At 70.2% G+C, this 22,185-nt stretch carries 19 protein-coding genes and 1 pseudogene; 12 read left to right on the top strand and 8 right to left on the bottom strand.

Annotated features, from left to right (window positions below; all coding sequences use genetic code 11):
- Window position 1: 1 nt before the first annotated feature.
- The 4 genes and pseudogenes from O2L01_RS12605 to O2L01_RS25660 form a co-directional block, all read right to left on the bottom strand.
- Window positions 2-1,018 carry a polyprenyl synthetase family protein gene (locus O2L01_RS12605; protein WP_270122286.1) on the bottom strand — a complete coding sequence of 339 codons (1,017 nt, stop codon included), beginning with the start codon at window positions 1,016-1,018 and terminating at the stop codon, window positions 2-4.
- 97 nt (window positions 1,019-1,115) lie between these two features.
- Complete coding sequence (locus tag O2L01_RS12610) at window positions 1,116-2,540, bottom strand: family 2B encapsulin nanocompartment shell protein (protein WP_270122287.1); 1,425 nt, start codon at window positions 2,538-2,540, stop codon at window positions 1,116-1,118.
- 81 nt (window positions 2,541-2,621) lie between these two features.
- Complete coding sequence (locus tag O2L01_RS25835; RefSeq protein ID WP_270122288.1) at window positions 2,622-3,416, bottom strand: bestrophin-like domain; 795 nt, start codon at window positions 3,414-3,416, stop codon at window positions 2,622-2,624.
- 895 nt (window positions 3,417-4,311) lie between these two features.
- Window positions 4,312-6,411: pseudogene (locus O2L01_RS25660) on the bottom strand (terpene synthase family protein); the annotation flags it as partial.
- Between the two features lie 429 nt (window positions 6,412-6,840).
- Between O2L01_RS25660 and O2L01_RS12625 the strand changes: the two are divergent.
- The 5 genes from O2L01_RS12625 to O2L01_RS12645 all read left to right on the top strand — a co-directional run bounded on the left by O2L01_RS12625 (window position 6,841) and on the right by O2L01_RS12645 (window position 13,146).
- Window positions 6,841-8,262, top strand: coding sequence for an FAD-dependent oxidoreductase (locus O2L01_RS12625; protein WP_270122289.1), 1,422 nt, complete (start codon window positions 6,841-6,843; stop codon window positions 8,260-8,262).
- Window positions 8,259-10,751, top strand: a complete 2,493-nt coding sequence (gene nirB / locus O2L01_RS12630; protein WP_270122290.1) for a nitrite reductase large subunit NirB — start codon at window positions 8,259-8,261, stop codon at window positions 10,749-10,751. The genes O2L01_RS12625 and nirB overlap by 4 nt, the downstream gene beginning before the upstream one ends.
- 5 nt (window positions 10,752-10,756) lie before the next feature.
- The gene (gene nirD, locus O2L01_RS12635) at window positions 10,757-11,098 is read left to right on the top strand and encodes a nitrite reductase small subunit NirD (protein WP_270122291.1); all 342 of its coding nucleotides are present in this window, start codon (window positions 10,757-10,759) and stop codon (window positions 11,096-11,098) included.
- Complete coding sequence (locus tag O2L01_RS12640) at window positions 11,098-12,258, top strand: uroporphyrinogen-III synthase (protein ID WP_270122293.1); 1,161 nt, start codon at window positions 11,098-11,100, stop codon at window positions 12,256-12,258. Before nirD ends, O2L01_RS12640 begins: the two co-directional genes overlap by 1 nt.
- Before the next feature lie 162 nt (window positions 12,259-12,420).
- A complete protein-coding gene (locus tag O2L01_RS12645) occupies window positions 12,421-13,146 on the top strand; it encodes a YrzE family protein (RefSeq protein ID WP_270122294.1) in 726 nt (241 codons plus the stop codon).
- A 50-nt stretch (window positions 13,147-13,196) separates the two neighbouring features.
- Here the strand turns inward: O2L01_RS12645 and O2L01_RS12650 are convergent, their stop codons facing one another.
- The gene (locus O2L01_RS12650; RefSeq protein WP_270122295.1) at window positions 13,197-14,273 is read right to left on the bottom strand and encodes an NAD-dependent epimerase/dehydratase family protein; all 1,077 of its coding nucleotides are present in this window, start codon (window positions 14,271-14,273) and stop codon (window positions 13,197-13,199) included.
- Window positions 14,274-14,451: 178 nt separating this feature from the next.
- On the opposite strand from O2L01_RS12650, the gene O2L01_RS12655 reads away from it, so the two are divergent.
- The 3 genes from O2L01_RS12655 to O2L01_RS12665 all read left to right on the top strand — a co-directional run bounded on the left by O2L01_RS12655 (window position 14,452) and on the right by O2L01_RS12665 (window position 15,966).
- Complete coding sequence (locus tag O2L01_RS12655; protein ID WP_270122296.1) at window positions 14,452-14,688, top strand: hypothetical protein; 237 nt, start codon at window positions 14,452-14,454, stop codon at window positions 14,686-14,688.
- A gap of 59 nt (window positions 14,689-14,747) precedes the next feature.
- On the top strand, window positions 14,748-15,434 hold the full coding sequence (locus tag O2L01_RS12660; RefSeq protein ID WP_270122297.1) for an endonuclease V: 687 nt from the start codon (window positions 14,748-14,750) through the stop codon (window positions 15,432-15,434).
- 82 nt (window positions 15,435-15,516) lie between these two features.
- On the top strand, window positions 15,517-15,966 hold the full coding sequence (locus O2L01_RS12665) for a hypothetical protein (protein WP_270122298.1): 450 nt from the start codon (window positions 15,517-15,519) through the stop codon (window positions 15,964-15,966).
- 72 nt (window positions 15,967-16,038) lie between these two features.
- On the opposite strand, the gene O2L01_RS12670 is transcribed toward O2L01_RS12665, so the two are convergent.
- On the bottom strand, window positions 16,039-16,689 hold the full coding sequence (locus O2L01_RS12670; protein ID WP_270122299.1) for an MOSC domain-containing protein: 651 nt from the start codon (window positions 16,687-16,689) through the stop codon (window positions 16,039-16,041).
- Window positions 16,690-16,766: 77 nt separating this feature from the next.
- Here O2L01_RS12670 and recO point away from each other — a divergent pair, with 77 nt between their 5' ends.
- The gene (gene recO, locus O2L01_RS12675; RefSeq protein ID WP_270122300.1) at window positions 16,767-17,519 is read left to right on the top strand and encodes a DNA repair protein RecO; all 753 of its coding nucleotides are present in this window, start codon (window positions 16,767-16,769) and stop codon (window positions 17,517-17,519) included.
- 5 nt (window positions 17,520-17,524) lie between these two features.
- Here recO and O2L01_RS12680 read toward each other — a convergent pair whose 3' ends face one another.
- Window positions 17,525-18,280, bottom strand: coding sequence for an alpha/beta hydrolase family protein (locus O2L01_RS12680; RefSeq protein ID WP_270122301.1), 756 nt, complete (start codon window positions 18,278-18,280; stop codon window positions 17,525-17,527).
- Window positions 18,281-18,574: 294 nt separating this feature from the next.
- On the opposite strand from O2L01_RS12680, the gene O2L01_RS12685 reads away from it, so the two are divergent.
- Window positions 18,575-19,360 carry an isoprenyl transferase gene (locus tag O2L01_RS12685; RefSeq protein WP_270122302.1) on the top strand — a complete coding sequence of 262 codons (786 nt, stop codon included), beginning with the start codon at window positions 18,575-18,577 and terminating at the stop codon, window positions 19,358-19,360.
- Between the two features lie 28 nt (window positions 19,361-19,388).
- Here the strand turns inward: O2L01_RS12685 and O2L01_RS12690 are convergent, their stop codons facing one another.
- Window positions 19,389-20,240 (bottom strand): ion transporter, encoded by an 852-nt coding sequence (locus O2L01_RS12690; protein WP_270122303.1) that lies wholly within the window; start codon window positions 20,238-20,240, stop codon window positions 19,389-19,391.
- A gap of 73 nt (window positions 20,241-20,313) precedes the next feature.
- Here O2L01_RS12690 and O2L01_RS12695 point away from each other — a divergent pair, with 73 nt between their 5' ends.
- Together O2L01_RS12695 and O2L01_RS12700 are read left to right on the top strand one after the other, a co-directional pair.
- A complete protein-coding gene (locus O2L01_RS12695) occupies window positions 20,314-21,360 on the top strand; it encodes a permease (RefSeq protein WP_374727646.1) in 1,047 nt (348 codons plus the stop codon).
- The gene (locus O2L01_RS12700) at window positions 21,357-22,064 is read left to right on the top strand and encodes a TIGR03943 family putative permease subunit (protein WP_270122305.1); all 708 of its coding nucleotides are present in this window, start codon (window positions 21,357-21,359) and stop codon (window positions 22,062-22,064) included. The genes O2L01_RS12695 and O2L01_RS12700 overlap by 4 nt, the downstream gene beginning before the upstream one ends.
- The last annotated feature ends 121 nt before the right edge of the window (window positions 22,065-22,185 follow it).

Raw genomic sequence — 22,185 nt, forward strand, 5'->3', positions numbered from 1 at the left:
ATCAGTTGGCTCGGTGGACCGTACTCGCGGCCAGGTCCGTCAGCTCTTCCACGGCCTCGGCCCGGAGACCTTCCACGCCAAGGCTGTCCGTCGCCGCCTCGGTGAGCATCTCGGCGGCCCGCCGGCTCGCCTGCCGTCCGCCGCAGGCCTCCACGAGATCGGCCGCGCGGCGCAGCTCCGCTTCCGTGAGCTGGCCGGTGGCGTTGTAGATCGCGGCGAGCTCGGGCGCGTCCGGGTGCCCTGAACCGAGCGCGGCGGTCACCGGGAGCGACTTCTTGCGGTTGCGCAGGTCCGAGTAGACGGCCTTGCCGGTGACGGCCGGGTCCCCCCAGATGCCCAGCAGGTCGTCCACGTGCTGGAACGCCAGCCCGAGCCGGAACCCGAAGTCCCGCAACGCGTCCACCTGCTGCGCCGTGCCGCCCCCGAAGAGCGCCCCGAGCGCGGTCGCGCAGCCCATGAGCGACGCGGTCTTCGCCTCGGACATCGCCACGCACTCGGCGAGCTCGACCTGCTCGCGCGTCTCGAACCGCGTGTCCGCTAGCTGCCCCTCGATGAGCGCCCGCACGGTCTGCGCGAGGAGGCTCGTGCCCGCCGGGACCCGGTCGCAGCCGGACTCGGCGATGACCTCGAACGCCAGCGCGTGCAGGGCGTCCCCGACGAGGATCGCGTCGTTCACGCCGTAGACCTTCCACGCGGTCGGGCGGTGCCGGCGCAGGCTGTCGCGGTCGATGATGTCGTCGTGGATGAGGGAGAAGTTGTGGACCATCTCGACGGCCACGGCCGCCGGGACGGCCTGCCGCCAGGCGTCCTCGCCGCCGACCGCCTTGGCGGCCAGCAGGGTCAGGAGCGGCCGGAGGGCCTTGCCGGAGTTGGCCTGGACGGGTGAGCCGGAGGCGTCGGTCCAGCCGAAGTGGTAGGCCGCGATGTGCGCGGCGGGTGCGGGGAGCCGGGCGGCGGCGGCGCGGAGTCCCGCGTCGACGGCCTCGCGGGCGGCGGTGTGGTCGGTCAGGACGGTCATGCGGGGCCTCCCTGGGCGCGGGGTCTGCGGGGTTCGGTTCGCTGCGGGTCGGGGCCCGGGCGGCCGCCTGAGTGCGAAGGCGGCCGCCCGGGGTTTCTCAGCGTCCGATCTCGACGTGCTCGAGGATGCCGAGCGCGTCGGGGACCAGGACCGCGACGGAGTAGTAGGCGCTCACGAGGTAGGACATGACGGCCTTCTCGTCGATGCCCATGAACCGCACGGAGAGCCCGGGCTCGTACTCGTCGGGCAGGCCGGTCTGGTGGAGGCCGACGACGCCCTGGTTGTCCTCGCCGAGGCGCATCGCCAGGATCGACGTCGTACCGGCGGAGGTGATCGGGATCTTGTTGCACGGCAGGACGGGTACGCCCCGCCACGCGACGGCCTCGCCGCCCTGGAAGGAAGTGAGCGGCGGGTAGAGGCCGCGCTTGTTGAGCTCGCGTCCGATCGCGGCGATCGCCTTGGGGTGCGCCAGGATCACGCGGGTGTCGCGGCGCCGGGAGATGAGCTCGTCGAGATCGTCCGGCGTGGGCGGGCCCGAGCGGGTCGGGATGCGCTGGTTGAGCGCGGCGTTGTGCAGGAGCCCGAACTCCTTGTTGTTGATCATCTGGTCCTCCTGCTGTTCGCGGAGGGCCTGGACCGTGAGGCGGAGCTGCTGCTCCATCTGGTTCATCGGCTGGTTGTACAGGTCGGCGACGCGGGTGTGCACGCGCAGCACCGTCTGCGCCACCGACAGTTCGTACTCGCGCGGCTTGAGCTCGTAGTCCACGAACGTCGTCGGCAGGTCCGGTTCGCCGACGTGGCCCACGGCGATGTCGATCGCGGACTCGCCGTGCTTGTTCGTCTTCGCCGAACGCCCGGCGCGGTACTGCGACAGGTGCGCCTCGAGCTCCGGGATGCGCTCGATGAGTTCGGCGACGGCCCCGGTCGGGAGCGTGAGCACCGTGACGGGGGTGGCGGCGATGACGTCGTTGCCCCAGACGGGCCCGGACTCGGTGAGGACTTCGTCGCCGAAGTGGTCGCCGTCGACCATGACGCCCAAGGAGAAGCGGTCGCCGAACTTGCCCTCGCCGAACCGCTCGACGCGGCCGTGCGCGATGAGGTACAGCCCGTCGATCGGGGCGCCCTGCTGCGCCAGGTGCTCCCCGGCTCGGACCTCGCGCTGCTCGAAGCGGTCGGCGAGCGCGGTCAGCACGTCCTCGTTTTTGATGCCGCGCAGGTGCGCGATCTCGCCGAGCTCGGTCGGGATGACGCGGACGGCGTCGCCCTCGGTGCTGAACTCGACGCGGCCGTCGCCGATCGTGTGGGTCAGGCGCCGGTTGACGCGGTAGGCGCCGCCCTGGGTCTGGACCCATGGCAGGACCTTGAGGAGCCACCGGGAGGTGATCTCCTGCATCTGCGGGGCGGATTTGGTGGTGGTGGCGAGGTTGCGGGCGGCGGCGGTGCTGAGGCTGGTCTGGGGTTGCTGTCCGTTAGCGGACTGCTGGGGGATGGCAGGGGTGCTGTCGACGACAGAGTCGGTCATACTCACACTTCCTCACGTTGAGGCGGTTAAGGCTCGAAGAGCATCTTATTGACATTCAAGGCACGAATGCCAATAATTCACTCAAAAGAGTTGTTCTTGATCATAGTTCGCATCGATCGCGTCGAATCGCTCGATCGCGATCTCGTACGCCACGGGGTCGGTCGCGCCGCTCCGGCTGAACGGGTACTCGAGCTGGTACGTGGCGAACAGCATCAGCGCGACCATCCCGGAGACGAGTCCCACCAGCACGAACTGGTACTTCCTGGTGGGCGTCCCGAGGGTCAGCATCACTGCGAAGACGAGGATCGCCCCCGGCACCAGCACCGTCCACATCGCCGCGCTCAGGCCGCTCTGGGCCGCGAACAGCCGCTCGGTCCGGTACTCCGAGACCGCCAGGACGCCGTCCTCGGTGGCGTCGAGCCGCGACTGGACCACGTCGTCATCGGTCCGGGCGCCGGCGACCGGCGCCCGCATCTCGTCGAGCAGCATCAGCCCCTCGGCGGTGACCGGCTCCTGGTCGCGCATCGCGGGCCACTCGGCGTCGATGACCTCGTTCGTGTAAGCCCGCACCGAGTCCCGCACCTGGTCGCGCTGCTCGGGGGCGAGCGCCGCCGCCGACCAGTACACGTCGACCAGCTCGTTCGCCTCCCGGTAGGTGACCTGCCCGGCCTCGTTCTTGTTCTCCCATGCGGTGATGAGCACGAACGCCAGCACGATCGCGTACAGGACCGTCAACAGCTCGAAGATCGTCGTGCCCAGCTCGTTGTTGTGGGCGCGGTCGGTCGGCGGCGCGAACTTCTGCAGCAGCGCGACGACCACGCATGCCAACGCGACTATCGAAAGAGTGAACAGCAGTCCTTGCAACCAGATGGGCATTGATCTCACCAGACTTCATGAAGCAGAATATGAGGTATGAATCGTGATGAACAACGCAAAACCCTGCGGAGGGATACGTGCGCCGCCTAGTGGCCTTGGTCATCGCGGCGGCGGCGCTGATCCTCTTCTCGGGCCTGGCGCTGGCCTCCGAGCCGCCGCCGGAGGCCGGTCCGGAGCGACTTTCGGTGCACGCGGCCCTGGGGGTCGAGATCTGCATCGAGCTCCCCGTGATCGACCTGCCGGACCTGCCGCCCCTGCTGCACTGCCCGGACCCCGAGCCGTCCGAGCCCCCGCCTTCGAGTCCCCCGCCTTCCCCGACGCCCCCCGAGCCCACGGACGCCACGTCGTCGCCCGAACCGTCGGCGGAGCCTGAGCCCACCGACCCCGCGCCGACGAACCCGGCGTCTCCCGCGCCCGCGCCCTCCGCCGCACCGTCCCCGACCGGGGAGCCGCCGGCCGAGGAGGCACCGAGCGAAGCACCGACGAGCGAGGCACTGTCGAGCGAGGCACTGCCGAGTGAGGAACTGTCGAGCGAGGCGCCGTCGAGCGCGGACGAGCCGCCTCCGGCCCCCGGCCCGCTGCCAGAGGCCTTCGAAGTCGAAGAGGCGGCCGCTGCCGCCGAAGCGGCCGACGACGACTCGGCGACGCTTAAGAAGCGGTTGATGGTCGTCATGTTCGCGTTCGCGCTCGCGATCGGCGGCGGAGCGGCGATCTCGGGCCGCGCGGGCAGGTAGTCCCGCCACGACGGCGGCCGCAGTCCAGCGGTCGCCGTCGCTGGCAGCGTGAACGCCTTCGGCTCCTCTGTGGTGGCGCCCGCTTCGAGGAACCGGCCGACGCCGTGGGGTGCGGTCGATCCGGGACCGAAGTCGTGCTGCCGGCGGAGGGTCGACGCGGCGTACCGGTCGGTCCCGTCCAGGTGCCACTTGTGGATCGCGGCGATCCAGTTCTTCAAATCCTCTACATAGGATTCGACGGCGGTCTTGGCGTCGGCGTCGAGCCCGTACTCTTCCGCGACGCCCGGCAGGTCGTTCGCCTCGACCGTCTCGAACTGCTCGATGCGCGCATTTGCGAGCGCCGCCGCGATCCGCACCGCTTCGGCCCGCTCGACGCCCAGGTACTCCTCGATCACGACCACGCCGTTGACGAGCTGGCCTTCGTACTCGATCTCCTTGTGGTACGAGACCACGTCGTTGAGCAGGCACACCGCGTCCATCGCCGCGGCCTCCATCCACTTGAGCGGCCGCGCGTTCCAGACCTCGTCCGGGACCGTCCGGCCCGCGCGCAGGCGCGCGAGCGACATCGTCAGGTCCGACCCGAACGCATCGCGGCGCATCTCGACGTAGTCGACCGGGTCGGGGACGCGGTTCTGCCCTTCGGTGTGCAGCTCCCACAGCCAGCCTTCGAGCATGCGCTCCACGGCGGTGCGGAACTCGGCGCGGGCCCGCTCGTCGAAGTTCGCGGCGGTCCGCCGCCACAGGTCGACCAGGCCCAGCTCCAGCGGGTTCACCGGCGGCGGCGCGGCGCCGAGTTCCAGCGGCATGCACTCGAGCAGCCTGCGGTGCTGCACGATCGCGGCGCTCAGATCCCTGCCCCGGCCGAACGCCGCGGGGTAGTAGTCGTCGCCGTACGTGCCCCACGCGAGCCAGTCGCTCGACGTGTCCAGCTCCGCTTTCGTGCCGACCGGGTCGATCCCGGCCGAGCACAGGGCGAAGTCGAAGCCGATGAACTGGCGGCGGTTCCACAGTCCCGAGCCCGGCAGCGCCGGGTCGGGCGCGAGGAAGCCCATGCGTTCGGCCCACTCGACCGCGTGCTCCCGGCTCGCGTCCAGATTCGGGTTCAGCCTGAGCTCGAACGGCTGGTGGAACACCGGCAGCGCGGTCGGCCCGACCTGCCGGAACGGCGTCCGGAGGTGCTGCTTCAGGCCCGACGCCGCGATGCGCGCCGCGCTCGTTCCGATCCCGTTGGGGCCGCCAAGGACCCGGTCCGCGGCGTCGTTCATGTACCGGCTCGACCGCATGTGCCATTCGTGCCCGCCGGCCTGCCAGTCCTGGAGGCCCTTGGCGTACAAGGCGATCGCGGTCTGCTCGACCGGGCCGAGCCCCTTGTCGGCGCACAGCACCGGCAGTTCGGTGAGCACCGTGTTCTCGAACTGGTGCAGCCGCGAGGTGAGCACGTCGTTGACGAGCTCGGCGCAGCGCTGCGTGTCGTAGCCCAGGAACCGCTCGAAGACGAGCACCGCGTTCGCGTTCTCGCCTTCATCCGTGACCTCCCGCTCGTACGAGAACAGGTCGTTGCGCAGGTGCACCGCGTCGCTGAACGTGTCGCGCAGGACCTTGAGGGGCCGCTCGTGGGCGACCTTGTCGGGCACTTCGGCGCCGACGGCGTACTCGACGATCCCCGCCGACCACGGCGCCCCGCCGACCTTGCGGCGCATCTCGATGTACTCGATCGGGTTCGCGACGCGGTCGGTGGTGATGTTCGTGAGCTCCCACAGGGACTCGAACAGCAGGTTGATCGTGCTCTGGAGGAACCGCTGCCGCCACCCCATCGACATCGCCGGGGCCGTGCGCTGCCACAGGTCCCTGAGCCCCAGTTCGACCGGGTTCTCCGGCTCCGGCATCGCCCCCAGGTCCAGGGGCATGAACAGCGGGATGCGGTCGAGGTACGCCTTGGCGCCCTTCATGTCCCGCGTGCGCTTGAACGCGTCGAGGAAGTGGTCGTCGAAGAAGAACACCCACACGTACCAGTCGGTGACCAGGTCGAGCGCGGGCGCGTCGCAGTCGGGGTGCGTGTACGCGCACAGCAGCCCGTAGTCGTGCCGATCCAACTCGGCCTCATCCCAGATGACCCCGCCCCCCTCGGCCGGGGCGTCGAGCATCCCCATCTCCTTCGCCCACACCCGCGCGTGCACGCGAGCGCCCTCGACATGCGGATTCAACCGCGCGGGGTACGGAAGATAGAAGACGGGCAACACGAACGGGTGATTTTCTGCCATATCACTCCTTGGGGTTGAAACCGGCGGTTTGCACCGCGACTCACTGTAAGCCTTTGGCTGCGAACCCGCTACCCCCAGACGGGTGGTGTTGGCGAACGGCCAGTGAATCCCGCGACCGCCGCTCGGGACGCGCGTACGGCAGATCGAATCGTTCGCTTCCGCCGATCGGCGGGACGGCGGGCCGCTACCTCGTGTGCGGCGGCGTTCACAAGCTGTCCAGTCGTAGGGGGCGAAGCGTGCGGACTACTTAGCACACGCGAAACATTGCCCGCTCGATCGCGTAACAGGTGCGGGTGAATCTAGACGCCAGTCGGGGACTGACAGCGTCGTCGCCCAGACAGCGCGCGGCGGGCGGGCTTGCGGGAACAACGCGAGTTTGTGAGCCCACCGCCGCCTACGCAGTCAGTCCAGTACCGGGAGGTCCAGCGCGTGAAGGTCGCGATCGTCGGTTACGGCATGGCCGGGGCCCGCATCGCCCGCGAGCTCGGGCGGCGCGGGGTCGACGTCACCGTCTTCGGTGACGAGCCCCAGGCCGCTTACAACCGCATCCTGCTCTCCAGCATGATCGCGGGCAAGCAGACCGAGGACGAGATCGCCCTGCCGGTCCCGCCCGAGCACGTCGAGCTCCGCCTCGGCGAAGCGGTGGAGACCGTGGACCTCGAGAAGAAGGTCGTCAACGGCGTCTCCTTCGACAAGCTGGTCCTCGCCACGGGCGCCGGCGCCTTCGTGCCCCCCATCCCCGGGCTGCTGCCGCTGCCCACCGGCGCTTATGTCCTCAGGACGATCGAGGACGCCCGCGCGATCCTCGACGAGGCCGCGAACCGCGCCAGCGCGATCGTGCTCGGCGGCGGGCTGCTCGGCCTGGAGGCCGCGCGCGGCCTCGCCAAGCGCGGCATGGACGTCACCGTGGTCCACGCGGCCGGGCATCTCATGGACCGGCAGCTCGACCCCCTGGGCGCCAAGGTCCTCGCGGACTCGTACGCCGAGGTCGGCGTCAACTCGATCGTGGACGCGCAGACCACCCGGGTCATCCACGGCGACGACGGCCTGACCCTCGTGCTCGCGGACGGTCGCACCATCACCGGCCAGCTCATGGTCGTCTCGTGCGGCATCCGCCCCAACATCGAACTGGCCCAGGCGATCGGCGTCGAGTGCGGGCGCGCGGTGAAGATCGACGACCAGTGCCGCACCTCCCACCCGGACGTGTTCGCGGTCGGCGACTGCGCCGAGCACCGCGGCATCCCCTACGGGCTCGTGGGCCCGGCCTGGGAGCAGTCCGACGTCGTGGTCGACCTGCTCTCCGGCGTGAACCCGGACGCGGCCTACGAGGGCTCGCGCCTGGTCACCCGCTTGAAGGCCTCGGGGATCGAGCTCGCCGCGATGGGCGAGGTCGAGGGCGACGAGGTCGTCTCGTTCGCGGACCCGACGCGGGGCACTTACGCCCGCTTGGTGATCGACGAGGAAGGCCGGCTCGCGGGCGCGGTCATGCTCGGCGACAACCCGATGGTGGGCCAGGTGGTCCAGTTGTTCGACACCGGCGACCCGGTGCCGCACGACCGCCGCACCCTCCTGATGGGCCGCCCCGGCGAATCCGTGTCGGTGGCCCCCAATACTCCGGCGTCCATGCCCGAAGAGGTCGTGGTCTGCCGCTGCAACAACGTCACGAAAGGGGCCCTCGGAAAAGCGTTCCTCAACGGCGCGCGCACCCCCGAGGCCCTGTCGGAGGCTACGCAGGCCTCGACCGGCTGCGGCACCTGTGCCGAGGACGTCGCGGGCCTGTGCAAGTGGCTGAACAGCACCGTCGCTGGAATCGGTCAGGCTGCCGAGCAATTGAATGAGGTGTCAGCATGAGCAAGTTGGTAGTCATCGGCGACGGCATGGTCGGCCGCCGGTTCCTGGAGGCGGTCACCCAGCGCGACCCGTCCTGGGAGGTCACGGTCCTCTGCGAGGAGCCGCGTCCCGCGTACGACCGGGTGCGCCTGTCGGCGTTCTTCGACGGGGTCAGCGCCGAGGAGCTGTCGCTCGCGTCGGAGCTGCCGAACGTCGAGGTGAAGCTCGGCGAGCCCGCGGTCTCGATCGCGCGTACCAGCAAGGTCGTGTACTCCGACAAGGGCGAGTACCCCTACGACAAGCTCGTGTTCGCCACCGGCTCTTACGCTTTCGTGCCCCCGATGGAGGGCGCGGACCTGGAGGGCGTGTTCGTCTACCGCACGATCGACGACCTCGAGGCGATCAAGGCCCACTCCGCGGGCAAGCGCCACGGCGTGGTCATCGGTGGCGGTCTGCTCGGCCTGGAGGCCGCGAACGCGTTGAAGCTCCTCGGTCTCGAGACGCAGATCGTCGAGTTCGCCCCTTGGCTCATGGCCCGCCAGCTCGACGAGGCCGGCGGCGGCATCCTCAAGCAGCACATCGAGAAGCTGGGCATCGGCGTCGACTGCGGCACCGGCGGCACCAAGATCGAAGCCGTCGACGGCCGCCTCCGCATGGAGACGAACCGCGAGGACATCGCCTACGACACCGACCTGATCATCTTCGCGGCGGGCGTGCGCCCCCGCGACCAGCTCGCCCGCGAATGCGGCATCGAGGTGGGCGAGCGCGGCGGCATCATCACCGACCTCTCCTGCGCCACTTCGGACCCGGACGTGTACGCGATCGGCGAGGTCGCGGCCATGGAGGGCATGTGCTACGGCCTCGTGGCCCCCGGCTACTCGATGGCCGAGGTCGTCGCGGACCGCCTCGCCGGCGGCGAGGCGACGTTCCCGGGCGCGGACATGTCGACGAAGCTGAAGCTCCTCGGCGTGGACGTGGCCCAGTTCGGCGCGATGGACGGCCCGCTCTCCACCACGTACCTGGACCCGGCGCACGGCACCTACGCCAAGCTGATCCTCTCGGACGACGCGCAGACGCTCCTGGGCGGCATGCTCGTGGGCGACGCGGAGGCCTACCCGCTGCTGCGCGCCTCCGTCGGCGGCAAGGTCCCGGGCAAGCTCGCGGACCTCCTCGGCGGCGGCGAGATCGAAGGCTCGCTCCCGGACGGCGCGCAGGTCTGCTCCTGCAACGCGGTCACCAAGGGCGACATCATGAGCGCCATCCACGAGGACGGCTGCTCCGACGTGCCGGCCCTCAAGGCCTGCACCAAGGCCGGCACCTCCTGCGGCTCGTGCGTCCCGATGCTCAAGCAGCTCTTGAAGGAAGGCGGCGTCGAGGTCTCGAACGCGGTCTGCGAGCACTTCACGCAGTCCCGCGCCGAACTCTTCGACATCGTCAAGGTCACCGGAATCACCACCTTCTCGGAGCTCATCGCCCGCCACGGCACCGGCGCCGGCTGCGACCTCTGCAAGCCCACGGTGGCCTCGATCCTCGCGAGCCTCTCGAACGGCCACATCCTCGAAGGCGAGCAGGCGTCCCTCCAGGACACCAACGACCACTTCCTGGCGAACATGCAGCGCAACGGCACCTACTCGGTCGTCCCGCGCATCCCCGGCGGCGAGATCACCCCGGACAAGCTCATCGTCATCGGCGAGGTCGCCAAGGAGTTCGACCTCTACACGAAGATCACGGGCGGCCAGCGCATCGACATGTTCGGCGCGCGCGTCGAGGACCTGCCGAAGATCTGGCGCAAGCTCGTGGACGCCGGCTTCGAGTCGGGCCACGCCTACGGCAAGGCCCTGCGCACCGTCAAGTCCTGCGTCGGCACCGACTGGTGCCGCTACGGCGTCCAGGACTCGGTGAAGATGGCCATCGACCTCGAACTGCGCTACCGCGGCCTCCGCAGCCCGCACAAGCTCAAGTCCGCCGTCTCCGGCTGCGCGCGCGAATGCGCCGAGGCCCGCGGCAAGGACTTCGGGATCATCGCGACCGAGCACGGCTGGAACCTCTACGTGGGCGGCAACGGCGGCTTCACGCCCCGCCACGCCGACCTGCTCCTGTCCGACGTGGACTCCGAGACGCTGGTGCGGACGATCGACCGGTTCCTGATGTTCTACATCTCGACCGCCGACCGGCTCCAGCGCACCTCGAAGTGGGTCGAAGGCCTCGAAGGCGGCATCGACTACCTCCGCGAGGTCATCGTGGACGACAAGCTCGGCATCTGCGGCGAGCTCGACGCGCTCATGGAGAAGCACGTCGAGAACTACGCGGACGAGTGGAAGGGCGTCATCGACGACCCCGAGAAGCTCGAGCGCTTCGTGTCCTTCGTCAACGCCCCCGAAGCCCCGGACCCGACGATCGAGTTCGAGGAGGTGCGCGGCCAGAAGTTCCCGGCCGGGACCACCGCGCGCTCGCACAGCACGCCCGTCGCACTCGGCACGCCCGTTAGCCTCCGCTCACAAGGGAAGTGATCAGCATGCAATCCATCTGCGCATTCGACCGGATCATCCCCGGCCGCGGTGTGGCCGCCCTCCTCGAGGACGGCACCCAGGTCGCCGTGTTCCGACTCCACGACGACAGCCTCTACGCGGTGTCCAACCTGGACCCGTTCATGGACGCGAACGTCATGAGCCGGGGCCTCGTGGGCGACCGCGGCGGCGAACCGATCGTCACCAGCCCGCTGCTCAAGCAGGCGTTCTCGCTCAAGACCGGCGCCTGCCTCGACGACGAGCTGGTCGCGCTGGAGGTCTTCGCCGTCGAAGTCCTCGACGGCGAGGTCCGCGTCGGCGTCAACTCGGAAGTGAAAGCGAGCGCCTGATGGTCGCAGCCCAAGCCCCTTCCCGTGAAGTCGCGGTCGCAGCTGATTCGGCGCTCGCTCCGCTGACCGGCTACACCGTGGCCGTGACCGCGCAGCGCCGCGCCGACGAGCTGGCGACCCTCCTCGAGCGCCGCGGCGCCCGCACGGTGGTCGCCCCGACGCTGCGCATCGTCCCCCTCCCGGACGACGAGGCGCTGCGAGCGGCCACAGTGGAGCTCATCCGCGAGGCCCCTGACCTCGTGGTGGCGACCACGGGCATCGGCTTCCGCGGCTGGCTCGAAGCGGCCGAGGGCTGGGGCATGGGCGACGACCTGCTCACCGTGATGGGCCGCGCGCGCATCCTGTGCCGCGGCCCCAAGGCCCTCGGCGCGGTGCGCGCGGCCGGGCTCACCGAGGAGTGGACCGCCCCGAGCGAGACCGGCGACGAGGTCGTCGAGTACCTGCGCGAACGCGGCGTCAACGGCCAGAGGGTCGCGATCCAGCTCCACGGCGACCCCGCCGAGGACTTCATCCAGACCGTGCGCGACGGCGGCGGCGCAGCGGTCGCCGTCCCGGTCTACCGCTGGACCCTGCCCACCGACATCACGCCGGTGCAGCGTCTCGTGGACGCCATCTGCGCACGCCGCATCGACGCGGTGACCTTCACCTCCGCGCCGGCCGCGAACGCGCTGCTGCGCATCGCGGGCGACCAGGCCGCCGACATGCTCGAGGCGTTCCGCGCCTCCGCGGAGGACAACGGCGTCCTCCCCGTCTCGGTCGGCCCGATCACGGCCGCGCCGCTCACGCGCCTCGGCGTCGAATCGGTGCAGCCGCAGCGCGCCCGCCTCGGCGCGCTCGTGCGCACCGTCGCCTCGGCCCTGCCGAAGCGCTCGCGCAAGCTCCAGCTCGCGACCGGGCACAGCATCGAACTGCGCGGCCACATGGTCCTCCTCGACGACCAGCCGTTCCAGCTCCCGCCGGCCCCGATGGCCGTGATCCGGGCGCTGGCCTCGGCGAACGGCAAGGTCCTCTCGCGCGCCGAGCTGCTCGGGCACCTGCCGCGCGGCGCGGACGGCCACGCCGTGGAGATGGCGGTGACGCGCCTGCGCGACGCCGTGCACCTCCGGTCCTGTGTGGAGACCGTGATCAAACGCGGCTACCGGTTGAACCTCGAAGTCTGATTTCCGCTGCTCGCGCCGCCCTGGTCCAAGGATCAGGGCGGCGTTCACCGTGGCTCGCAGCCTGCACCGGCCATTGAGGATGGGTGGCGGGACGGTTCCCGACTCCGTACGATGAGGGTCCTGAGACCGTTACGCCCGCTTGCTCGAGAATCGGAGGCCGCCATGGCATACCCGCCGGCGCCGCAGTATCCGCAGTCGCCCCCGCCGGGGCCGAAGACCAGGCCCGCGGTGGTCACCGCCGTGGTGTGGACCCAGATCCTCACCGCCGTGCTGCTCGTGGCCAGCGGCATCGCCATGTTCTCGGTGATGTCCTCGGTGGAGGACACCGTCAAGGACCAGCTGCTCAGCGACCCCGAGCTGGCGAACTCGGGCCTCACCGACGACAACGTCAACTCGCTCATCACCTTCACGTTCGCGCTCATCGCGGGCGTGTACGTGATCATGGCGATCTTCTACGTCGTCCTGGCCCTGCTGGTGAACAAGGGCAACCGGGCCGGGCGCATCCTGAGCTGGATCCTCTCCGGCATCGGCCTGCTGTGCTGCGGCATCGGCGGGCTCGTCGGCCAGGTCGGCTCGATGACCGCGAACGTGAACGGCCAGGAGTACCAGGACGAGGCGACGCAGGCGATCGAAGACGCCACGCCCGCCTGGGTGAACGCGATCGACTGGGCCACGCTCATCGTGCTCATCGTCGGCTCGCTGGTGATCATCATCCTGCTCGCCGTCCCGGCCGCGAACGAGTTCTTCCGCAAGGAGGAGCAGCCGATGGGCCCGTACATGGGCCAGCCGCCGTACGGGCAGCAGCCGGGCCAGCCGCCCTACGGCCAGCAGCCGCCGGGCGACCAGCCGCCCTACGGGCAGCAGCCGCCGCCTCCGCCGCAGCAGTAACGAGAGTTGAAGGGCCCCAACGCATCAGCGTTGGGGCCCTCGCCTTGTCCTCAGCCCTCGTATTTGAGGTTCCCCGGCTCCGGGACGGTGAAATGCCGCTCGCCCTCGTGGTGCGCGACCCGATCGGGATCGCGGTGCCAGGCGGCCAGCACGGCGTTCTCCTTCTCCCGGGTGAGTCCGGCCTTCAACTGCGGCGCTTCGGCGTTCGCGTCCCACCAGCGGTTCACGGTGACGTCCAGGGGCGACGCCCGGAAGCCGGCCGCGGCCGCCGGCCCGCCGGGGCGGCCCTGCATCCCGTCGTATTCGGGCGAAGGCACCCACATGCCGAGCGAGTCCGGCCCGGCCCAAGGGTTGACGCCGTGCTCGGCCAGGAACTCCTGCGGCACCCAGGTCAGGTTCGGGCGCTCGGCGATGACACCTCGCTCGATGAGCACATCGGCGACGCCGTCGAGGAAGGCCCCGAAGGCGAGCGGTTCGCCGATGGCGTCGATCGTCCCGGTGAGGCCCGTGTCGGCGGCATCGAGCAGCCAGGCCGCGTAGTCCTCGACGTCGATCCACTGGACCCGCCGTTCAGGCGTACCGGGGGCGAGTACTTCGCCCCCCTCAGCGAAACGCAGCGGCCAGTACCCGAGGCGGTCGTTTCGGTCCCGCGGACCGACGATGAGGCCGGGCCTGGTGATGAACCCCTTGTCTCCCATGCGGTCGCGCACGAGCTGCTCGCAGGCGACCTTGCTGGCGCCGTAGATCTCCCAGCCGGGGTCGGTCGAGTCGGGCGCGGTCGGCTCGTGGAGCTCGTCGCTCACGACGTCGTTTCGCGCGTAGACGGAGATCGTGGAGACGAGCGACCAGTGGCCGGCGTGATCGGCGAGGGCGTCGAGCACGGGGCCGATGTACCCGGGGACGCGCGCGACGTCGAAGACGGCGTCGAACTCCTCGCCGCGCAACGCGTCGAGGCCTTCACCGGTGGCGCGGTCGAGCTTGACGAACCCGGCGCCCTCCGGCGGTTCGCCGGTGGTGCCGCGGGAGGCGACGGTGACGCGGTGTCCGCGTGCGACGGCGTGCTTCGCGATGGCCTCGGACAGGAACACGGTCCCGCCGAGGACGAGGACGTTCTTCTCAGTGCTCATCACCCGAGCATGGACGCCTGCCGGCCGGCTGGCAAGAGCGGTTCGCCCTGAGCGGATCGGGTACCACTGTGCTTCGGGTACGACCGTGCTTCGGGTACCGCTGTGCTTCGGGTACGACCGTGCGGATGTGCAAGCCGCAGCGGCGCAATACGATGGAAGACCAGGGAGTGGAGGCGCGATGACCGACGACGGCAGCGAATTCGACGAGTCCTTCTTCGCGTCCCTCGAATCCGGGCCCGACGAGCCCGACGACGCGGCACCGGACGACACGCTCGACTTCGACCTCGAAGGCGACGGCGGCGTGGAGGAGTTCCTGTACGAGGCCGAGGGCGACGGCAGCTTCGAGACCGAGGCCGGCGAGGAGCCCGACCTCGACGGCGGCCAGAGCTCCTTCTACGGCTTCGACGGCGACTGAGCACCGTTCTCGTTCGTAGGTGCCCGCGACCGGTCCGCGGCTTTCGTTAGGCTTTCGGCGTGAGCGATCAACCCCGAGCCGCCTATGCCCGCCTGCCCCGCGACGAGGCCGAAGCGGTCGCCATGCAGACCGAGCTGGCCGGATGCGTGGTCGTCGCCGACGACGACACTCCTATAGAGACGATCGCCGGACTCGACATCGCCTACGACAAGGACAGCGACACCGCCGTCGCGACCGCCGTCGTCATGCGCCGCGCCGACCTCGAAGTGCTCGACGAGACGATCGTGCACGGCGCCTCCGACTTCCCGTACGTGCCCGGGCTCCTCGCCTTCCGCGAACTCCCGTTGCTGCTCAAGGCGATCGAAGCGCTCTCGGTGACCCCCGACCTGTACGTGTGCGACGGCTACGGGCTCACCCACCCGCGCCGGTTCGGCCTCGCCTGCCACCTCGGCGTCGTCCTCGACGCGCCCGCGATCGGCGTCGCCAAGAACCCGCCGCATCTGCCCTGGGAGGCCCCCGCGCCCGAACGCGGCGCGTGGACGGCGATCACCGCGAGCGGCGAGACCGTCGGCTGCGCGCTGCGCACCCAGGACGGCGTCAAGCCCGTGTACGTCTCCGTGGGGCACCGCAGCACCCTGCCGACCGCCCGCGACCTCGTGCTCGAACTCGCCCCGAAGTACCGGCTCCCCGAACCGATCCGCGCCGCGGACCAGTTGGGCCGCAAGCAACTCGCCGCCACCGAATGACCACGCGGTAGGGTCCGCCTTACCCCGCGCGGGGACGCTCGCCGGATGGATCGCGCTCCCGTCCGCCGATAGCGTCGACGCCATGGAACAACCCGAAACCGTCAAGAACGCCACCCTGCTGTGGGCCACCGCGATCACGGCCGGGATCGTCGAGACCGTGCTCGCCGTCAGCGAGATCGCCAAGGACTCCGGTCTGGACTCCGGCGTCTGGATGAACATCGGCGTCCGCTCGGCCGTCTACCTCGGCGCCTTCGTCCTCGTGGGCTTCTTCGCGCGCGGCCGCCGCTGGGCCCGCGTCAGCCTCGCCCTGCTGCTCTCCGTCGTCGGCCTCGCAGCGATGGTCGTGCCCTCCGCGATGCAGCTCAGCGACGGCGAATCGCTCATCGCGGCCGTGGGCGGCGACGGCGACTTCGCCATCGCCTTCTTCGTGGTCCGGCTCCTGCACATCGCCGCCGTCCTCCTCGCCACCGGCCTCATGTTCAGCCCCGGCGCGAACGCCTACTTCCGCAAGCCCGAACTCGCCACCGCCTGAAACAGAACTGCCTGAAAACGGGCGCCCCCTGAAACGGCGCTGCCCCGGCCTTCCCGGCCGGGGCAGTCCTCTCTATGCGTCGAAGTTGCCGCGCAGCCATTCGCGTTCGCCCGGCGGCAGCTCGGGCGCCTCCAGGACCACCGGGACGAGGTCCTTGTCGCCCATCGCGGCCCGGAAGAACATCGCGGCCGTCACGCCGTGGTCGGGCCGGTGCACGACCTCCAACTCGGCGCCCGCCTCCACGAACCCCGGCTCGACGACCCGCATGTACGGGCCCGGCCGGGCCTCGCGGGTGAACGTCTTCAGCCAGCCGCGCTCGGCGATCCAGCCCCGGAACGTCCCGCACGGGATCCGCGCGCCGGTCACCTGCAGCACCAGCCCGCCCGGGCCGGCCCACCGCTCGCCGATGAGCGCCGCGTTCACGTCGTACCCGGTCGTCGTCAGGTTCTCCCCGAACGCACCCGGCCCGAAGTCCCGGCCCACGAGCCCGTTGAAATGCGCGTAGTCCTCCGAGCCGTAGACGTACACGGCCTGGTTCGTGCCGCCGTGGTGCTGCACGTCCCCGACCTTGTCGCCCGCGAGCCCGACCGAGCCGTCGCCCTTCGGGCCCGGCGAGGTCACGCGCACGGGACCCTCGACCGGCTGCTTGTCGATATAGGTGGCCGCGAGGCCCTTCCACGGGTTGTCCCGAGGCTTCCCCACGTTCACGCTGATGATCTTCACGGGTCGAGAGCCTAACGAGCGCCCGCCCGCGCCTCAACCCCATTTGTCGTGTCGGACCCTCCGGCTACGCTTGCGGCGTGGGGGTGAGCACTCGGAAGCTGTTCCGCGACGACGCGGTCGTTCTGCGCACCTTCAAACTCGGCGAGGCCGACGCGATCGTGTCCCTCCTCGGCCGCCAGCGCGGCCGCTACCGCGCCATGGCCAAGGGCCTGCGCCGCACCTCCTCCAAGTTCGGGGCGCGACTCGCCCCCTTCAGCCACGTCGACCTCCAGCTCATCGAGGGCCGCGCCGAGCTGCACACCGTCACCCAGGCTGTCGGCCTGCACCTCTCCGGCGGCGCGATCGCAGCCGACTGGCCCGCGTACACCGCCGCCTGCGTCATCGCCGAGGCCGCCGAGCGGCTGGTCCCCGAGGACCACCAGCCCGACCTCGACGTCTTCCAGCTCACGCTCGGCGCGTTCCGGGCGCTGGCCGAGACCGACCTGCCGGCCGTGCTCGTCATGGACTCGTACCTGCTGCGCGGCATGAAGTCCGCCGGGTGGGCGCCGTCGCTCGACCAATGCGCGAGCTGCGGTAAGGACGGCGAGCACCGCGCGTTCGCGGTGGCCGCCGGCGGCGCGGTCTGCGGCGACTGCCGCCCGGGCGGCGCGACCGTGCCGAAGCCGGCCTCGCTGGAACTCATGCGCGCGTTGGAGAAAGGCGACTGGGCGAGCGCGAGGGCCGCGGACGCGCGCCAGCGCTCCGAGGCCGCCGGCCTCATCGCGGCGCACTTCCAGTGGCACTCCGAGCGGCCCCTGAAGACCCTGAAGTACGTGCCGCACCAGTCCTGACGGCGCTACATGGTGCGCAGCAGGAACTCGGCGGTGAGGTCGACCAGCGCCGCGCGGGCGGGCACGGTCTCGAAGCAGTGGTCGAGGTCCTCGAAGAGGTGCAGTTCGAGCCGGTCGGCGTAGATCTCGCGGTAATGATCGATCACGTCGTCGGGGAAGAGCTCGTCCTCGGTGCCGGCCGCGAGCAGGACCGGTCCGGTGAATGCGGCGGCCTTGGTCCACGAATCGATGCCGAAGCCGTCCTCCGTGAAGCGCCGGGTCACCGGCTGCCCGAAGAGATCGTCGTAGCCCTTCTCGACGATCTCGGGCCAGTACTCGACCTCGTCGGGTTCGTTCGCCTCGACGGCGAGCGCGGCCGGGGCCCACAGCGCCAGCGTCCGGACCGGGTTCTCAGTTGCGGCCAGGGACGCGGTGAGCCCGCCGAGGCTCATGCCGAGCAGCGACAGGCGATCGGGGTCGAGCGCGCGGTGGGAGGCCAGGGCTTCGAGGACGGCGCCGACCTGCGCGACCTGGTTGGTGACGGTGAGCTCGGCGAAGTCGCCGTCGGATTCGCCGCAGGCCGCGAAGTCGAACCGGTAGGCGGCGACTCCCTGCGCGGCGAGGTCGCGGGCGAGTTTCACGAAGATGTTGCCGAACTCCATCCGGTTGGCGCCGAAGCCGTGGCAGAGGACGACGGCGGGCACGGGGGCATCATGCGGCCGGGGGAGGTGGAGGACGCCGCGAAGGGTGCGGCCGGCGTGCTCGACGTTGAGAGGTTCCACGGGCCGAACGTAACAGAGGGCACATGGATGCGCCACGGGGAGAAGGTGAGCGCTGCGCGGGTTCGTAATCGCCCCCGTTTTCGATAGTGCGCCGAGGGTCCGACAAGACGGCGGGACCAGGCCGGTGGGGCCCGAGCGATGGGGACTCGACCGATGGGCCTGAGCGAGCAGCGCGCCGGAGGCGAGCGGATCGGCGCGCGTTGCGACCGGTTGTCGGCGGGCGTGGTCCTGGCCTCGCGTGGGGGCGGATTAGTATCGAGGCCCCCGTTGACGACTTGGCCGCCTGGAGGTCCTGTGAGCCGCACGTACGAGCCGCCGAAGCCGCACCCGTCGGGCGCGAAGCCGCCCGCGCTGCCGCGTGAGCTCGTCCCCCGGCACGTGGCGCTCGTGATGGACGGCAACGGTCGCTGGGCCAAGGAGCGCGGCCTCAAGCGCACCGAGGGCCACACCATGGGCGAGGCCTCCCTGTTCGACACCATCGAGGGCGCGATCGAGATGGGCATCGGCACCCTTTCGGCGTACGCGTTCTCGACCGAGAACTGGCGCCGCAGCCCCGACGAGGTCCGCTGGCTCATGGGCTTCAACCGCGACGTCATCCACCGCCGCCGCGACGAGCTGCACGCCATGGGCGTGCGCATCCGCTGGGCCGGTCGCCGCCCGAAGCTGTGGAAGAGCGTCATCAGCGAACTCGAAGTGGCCGAGGAGATGTCGAAGAAGAACGACAAGATCACGCTGCAGTTCTGCGTGAACTACGGCGGCCGCGCCGAGATCGCCGACGCCGCCGCCGCGCTGGCCCGCGACGTGAAGGCCGGGCGGCTCAACCCGGAGCGCATCACCGAGAAGACCTTCGCGAAGTACCTGTACAACCCGGACCTGCCGGACGTCGACCTGTTCCTGCGCCCCTCCGGCGAGCAGCGGACCTCGAACTTCCTGCCCTGGCAGTCCGCGTACGCCGAGATGGTCTATCTCGACGTCCTCTGGCCCGACTTCGACCGCCGCCACCTATGGCATGCCTGCGAGGTCTACGCGAGCCGCGACCGCCGCTTCGGCGGAGCCGAGCCCAACCCCATCCAAGTGTGACAGTCGCCGGGGCGAATCCCCGTGCCCGCTATCTGAACGGCGTGAAGCCCCGGCCGCGTTCCTGCTCGGCCTGGAGCTTGTCGACCGTGACCTGCAGCTTGTCGATCCGGTCGAGGATGATCGCGGTGTCCGCCGAGATCTGTTCGTCTATGTCGTCGAGGCGCTGCGCCTCCTCCATCGACGCGAGCACCACGCCGAGCAGCAGGTTGACCAGCACGAACGCACCGAACAGGATGAACACCAGGTAGTACGGCAGCGTCCACATGTTGTGCTCCATGCTGTTGCGCATGACGTTCCCCATGTCGTCGAACGCCACCAGCTGGAACAGGTTCAGCAGGGCCTTCCCCACGGTCCCGAAGTGCGCGGGGTCGCTGGAGCTGAACGCGATCCAGCCGACCATCGCCCACAGGTACATGACCACGCCGGTCAGTGCGAACACGCCCGCGGACTTCGGCAGGGCCTTCCCGGCCGCGACCAGGATGATCCGCAGCGACGGCAGCGACCGGAAGATCCGCACGATCCGCGCCAGGCGCAGCATCCGCAGGATCGTCACGTTCTCGCGCAGGCCGGGCATGAACGACGCGAAGACGATCACGAAGTCGAAGATGTTCCAGCCGTCCCGGAAGAACCGCAGCGGCCGCCGTCCGAACGACAGCAGCCCCGCCAGCACCTCGAACGTGAAGAACCCCAGGCACACGTGGTCGACCCAGTGCAGGAAATCGGCGACCTCGGTCGTATGCGGGAACGTCATCGCCCCCAGCGCGGCCGCGTTCACGAGGATGACCACCATCGACACCATCTGGAACCGCGGACTCGCGAGCAGCGCCCGGCAAGCGGCCGGGATCCGGCTCGGGTCGGTACCTAGGGTGGGAACACGCACCGCACAAGAGTAATAAAGAGAATCACTCTGCTACTGGTGGGTTGTGCAAGGCAGCCGTTCCCTCACCGGAGCCATGCCGCACAATGACTGCGTGAGCGCCGAACTCGCCGATACCCCGCCCCCAGCCGAGACATCGGCCACTCCCGCGCCCCCACGCGAACCCGCGAGCCGCCGCCGCGGGCTCACCTCCATCGAAGCGCTCGCGCTCCTGCTCATCTTCGGACTCACCGCCCGGCCCGGCCTCACCGAGATCTTCGCCGCGCCCGCCGCGCAGGCCTGGTCCGCCCGGTTCGTGGCGGTCTGCGTGCAGGCCTTCCCGTTCCTCGTCCTCGGCGTGGTCCTCTCGGCCGCCATCGCCGCGTTCGTCCCCGCCGGGTTCTTCCACAAGGTCGTCCCCAAGCGCACCGCGCTCGCCGTCCCCGTCGCCGGGGTCGCCGGGGCCGTGCTGCCCGCCTGCGAATGCGCGTCCGTGCCCGTCGCCGGCGCGCTGGTACGCCGCGGCGTCGCCCCCGCCGCCGCGTTCACCTTCATGCTCGCCTCGCCCGCGATCAACCCGATCGTCGTCGTCTCCACCTTCGTGGCCTTCCCCGGCGACCCGCGGATGGTCGTCGCGCGCGTCGCCGCCTCTCTCGCGGCCGCGATCGCGATCGGCTGGCTCTGGGCCAAACTCGGCAAGACCGAATGGCTCAACCTGCCCAAGCACCACCACCACGACGACGGCAAGTGGGCCGCGTTCTGGTCGGCGATCCGCCACGACTTCCTCCACGCCGGCGGCTACCTCGTCATCGGCGCGGCCATCGCCGCGAGCCTCAACACGCTCGTGCCCGAGACCTGGCTCCAGCCGATCGCGGACGACCCCGTGCTGGGGGTGCTCGCGCTGGCGGTCCTCGCGGTGCTCGTCTCGATCTGCTCGGAGTCGGACGCGTTCGTGGCCGCCTCGCTGACCCAGTTCTCGCCCACGGCGAAGCTGGCGTTCATGGTCGTGGGCCCGTTCATCGACGTGAAGCTCGCGGCCATGCAGGCCGGGACGTTCGGCCGCCGGTTCGCCCTGCGCTTCGCGCCGACCGCGTTCTGCGCGGCCGTGCTCGCGGCCGTCCTGATGGGAGTGCTGCTGCTGTGAGACGCGATGCGCAGGCGGTCATCCTGCTCCTGGTCGGCGGCGGGATGCTGCGCCTGGCCGCCACGGGCGATTACCTCAACTATGTGAAGCCGTACGCCTTCTGGCTCATCGTGCCCGCCGGGGCCATTCTCGTCGCGGTCGCCGCCATCACTGCCGTGAACACTTGGCGCGCAAAGAAAGACGCCGACGACGGGCACGGCCACGGCGAGCCGAAGGTGGCGTGGCTGCTGCTCGCGCCCGTGGTCGGGATGCTGCTCGTGGCCCCGGACGCGCTCGGGTCCTACGAGGCCGAGCGCACCGGCACCGTAGTCGGCGCCGAGGAGAACCGCTCGACCTATCCGGAGCTGCCCGACGACGTCGACCCCGTGCCGCTCACGCTCCTCGACTACGCCGCGCGCGCGATCTTCGACGACGGCGCGACCCTCGAGGGCCACCGGATCCAGCTCCGCGGGTTCATCCTCTACGAAGGGGACGAGCCGCAGCTCGCGCGCATGGTCGTCTCGTGCTGCGCGGCCGACGCGCGCCCGGTGAAGATCGGTTTCGATGGCGATCTTCCCGCGAACCTGGAGCCCGACCAGTGGGTCGAGGTCGTCGGCGAGTACACCGACCGCCAGGGCCGGGACGAGATCAACGGCGAGCTGGTGCCGTACATCGCGGTCGAGTCGATCACGAACATCCCGACGCCGGAGAACGAGTACCAGTAACGGCGCACGCCGCAGGTCGACGGAGGCCGGCGGGTTGGGCCCCCGGTTCTCAACGATGCCCGCAGGGTCCGACAATTCGGCTACCGCGGGCGCGGCGTTCATCCGTTCGCGTGATACCCGT

Origin of the sequence: Glycomyces lechevalierae (genome assembly GCF_027622945.1) — a bacterium.
Taxonomy (GTDB): Bacteria; Actinomycetota; Actinomycetes; order Mycobacteriales; family Micromonosporaceae; genus Glycomyces; species Glycomyces rutgersensis.

Excerpts from the sequence above, each read along its gene's own strand:
- O2L01_RS12650 (WP_270122295.1), bottom strand. The coding sequence starts at position 14,273 with ATGAGCACTGAGAAGAACGTCCTCGTCCTCGGCGGGACCGTGTTCCTG.
- O2L01_RS12640 (WP_270122293.1), top strand. The coding sequence starts at position 11,098 with ATGGTCGCAGCCCAAGCCCCTTCCCGTGAAGTCGCGGTCGCAGCTGAT.
- O2L01_RS12610 (WP_270122287.1), bottom strand. The coding sequence starts at position 2,540 with ATGACCGACTCTGTCGTCGACAGCACCCCTGCCATCCCCCAGCAGTCC.
- O2L01_RS12645 (WP_270122294.1), top strand. The coding sequence starts at position 12,421 with ATGGCATACCCGCCGGCGCCGCAGTATCCGCAGTCGCCCCCGCCGGGG.
- nirB (WP_270122290.1), top strand. The coding sequence starts at position 8,259 with ATGAGCAAGTTGGTAGTCATCGGCGACGGCATGGTCGGCCGCCGGTTC.
- nirD (WP_270122291.1), top strand. The coding sequence starts at position 10,757 with ATGCAATCCATCTGCGCATTCGACCGGATCATCCCCGGCCGCGGTGTG.
- O2L01_RS12665 (WP_270122298.1), top strand. The coding sequence starts at position 15,517 with ATGGAACAACCCGAAACCGTCAAGAACGCCACCCTGCTGTGGGCCACC.
- O2L01_RS25835 (WP_270122288.1), bottom strand. The coding sequence starts at position 3,416 with ATGCCCATCTGGTTGCAAGGACTGCTGTTCACTCTTTCGATAGTCGCG.
- O2L01_RS12695 (WP_374727646.1), top strand. The coding sequence starts at position 20,314 with ATGCCGCACAATGACTGCGTGAGCGCCGAACTCGCCGATACCCCGCCC.
- O2L01_RS12655 (WP_270122296.1), top strand. The coding sequence starts at position 14,452 with ATGACCGACGACGGCAGCGAATTCGACGAGTCCTTCTTCGCGTCCCTC.
- O2L01_RS12605 (WP_270122286.1), bottom strand. The coding sequence starts at position 1,018 with ATGACCGTCCTGACCGACCACACCGCCGCCCGCGAGGCCGTCGACGCG.